The sequence below is a fragment of the Mesorhizobium sp. M7A.F.Ca.AU.002.02.1.1 genome (assembly GCF_003998535.1).
Classification (GTDB): domain Bacteria; phylum Pseudomonadota; class Alphaproteobacteria; order Rhizobiales; family Rhizobiaceae; genus Mesorhizobium; species Mesorhizobium ciceri.
Genome location: NZ_RZPB01001090.1, coordinates 1 through 1,555, shown reverse-complemented (window position 1 = coordinate 1,555; position 1,555 = coordinate 1). Strand labels below are relative to the sequence as shown.

3 protein-coding genes are annotated in these 1,555 nt (G+C 63.3%); 2 read left to right on the top strand and 1 reads right to left on the bottom strand.

The features are described 5' to 3' along the window. The coding region (locus tag EN879_RS35305; RefSeq protein WP_206521075.1) for an AraC family ligand binding domain-containing protein at positions 1–286 on the bottom strand (286 nt) is incomplete at its 3' end. An 86-nt stretch (positions 287–372) separates the two neighbouring features. On the opposite strand from EN879_RS35305, the gene EN879_RS35300 reads away from it, so the two are divergent. Together EN879_RS35300 and EN879_RS35295 are read left to right on the top strand one after the other, a co-directional pair. Further along, positions 373–903, top strand: a complete 531-nt coding sequence (locus EN879_RS35300; protein ID WP_063167938.1) for a hypothetical protein — start codon at positions 373–375, stop codon at positions 901–903. Between the two features lie 160 nt (positions 904–1,063). Then, a partial coding sequence (locus EN879_RS35295; RefSeq protein ID WP_164774813.1) for a MarC family protein occupies positions 1,064–1,555 on the top strand: 492 nt, incomplete at its 3' end.

Below are 1,555 nucleotides of genomic sequence, written 5' to 3'. Positions count from 1 at the left end.
GTTCCATGTAGGACGGCCGGAAATGGAACGAGAGGCAACGGTCGCCGCTGCCATGCTCGTGCCCGCATTCGTAACATGTGCCGGGATTGCCGAGCAGGAGCGCGCCGGGCGCCAGCATCGCCGTGCCTTGCTGGGCACGGTAGCGAAACGTGCCGCTGGTGACCGCGGCGACACAGAAATCCTGATGCGCTTCCTCGAACGGCCGGTCGCCGGCGCTAGCCGTGCAGATCACATCCGCCACATGCCAGCCGGGTCCGGATGCGAGCGTATGCGTGGTCGCTGTCATGACCGGAATATAGCAATTTTTCCCAAGCCCAGAACCTCGTAACCGCCTATTCCCTCCCAATCTCCTGACAAGAAGAGGCCACAACCATGTTCGATCAATCTTCGTTTGCCGATGCCCTGCATAGCCCCGGACCGATCGAAGGCCTTGCCGAAAAACTGAGCCTTTACGGCCGCTTCGTCGGCGCCTGGACTTTCGACGCCTCGCGCCACCTCGAGGACGGAACGGTGCTGACAGGGCGTGGCGAGGTGCATTTCGGCTGGGTGCTGGAAGGCCGGGCGATCCAGGACGTCTGGATCCTGCCCGCGCGGGACACTGGTTCCCAGCCTTCGCTCGGCAAATGGACTTTTTATGGCACGACGCTGCGCGTCTATGATCCCGGCGCGGATGCCTGGCACATCTTCTGGAGCGACCCGCCCAACCAGTATTTCAGCCGCCAGCTCGGCCGCGCCGAGGGTGACACGATCGTGCAAGTGGGCGCCGACGGCACCGGTAGCTCCGTACGCTGGGGCTTTTCACGCATCACCGAAAACGCCTTCCGATGGCTGGGCGAGCGCTCGCACGACAATGGCGCGACATGGCGGCTGGAGGTCGAGTTCCTGGCGCGCCGAGCGGTTTGATCGCCGAAGAATGCAGCAGCCCGGAATAAAAGCGTCGCGACCCTTTGCGCCCTCCGCTGTCTCGCCGGCATCAACCACTTTCTCACGAACAGTTCCCACCGAACGGGCTTTGCTCTACCAATTATCCTGGTACGGGCACGGCCCGGCGGGAGGGTCAGAGATGCCGAGTTTCGACAGCCTGTTCAACGCGTTCGTCACCATTCTCGTGACCATCGATCCGCCCGGCCTGGCGCCGCTGTTCCTCGCCGTGACGCGCGGCATGAACCGCGAGGAGCGCCAGCAGGTTTCCGTCCGCGCCTCGATCATCGGTTTCCTGGTGATGGCGCTGTTTGCGGTTGCAGGCGCCTCGATCCTGTCGGTGTTCGGCATCACGCTGCCGGCTTTCCGCGTCGCCGGCGGTTTCCTGCTGTTCTTCATCGCCTTCGAAATGGTGTTCGAGCGCCGGCAGGACCGCAAGGAGAAGATCGGCGACGTCGCCATCACCAAGGACATGATCCACAACATCGCCGCCTTCCCGCTGGCAATCCCGCTGATCGCGGGTCCCGGCGCCATTTCGGCAACTGTGCTGCTCTCAGGTTCCTTTCAAGGCTTTGCGGCGCAGGCGGCGCTGGTCGGCATCATCTTCGTCTGCCTTGCCATCACCTATCTGGTG

What these genes read in the sequence shown, in the direction of transcription:
- EN879_RS35300 (WP_063167938.1), top strand. Translation starts at nt 373, where the DNA reads ATGTTCGATCAATCTTCGTTTGCCGATGCCCTGCATAGCCCCGGACCG.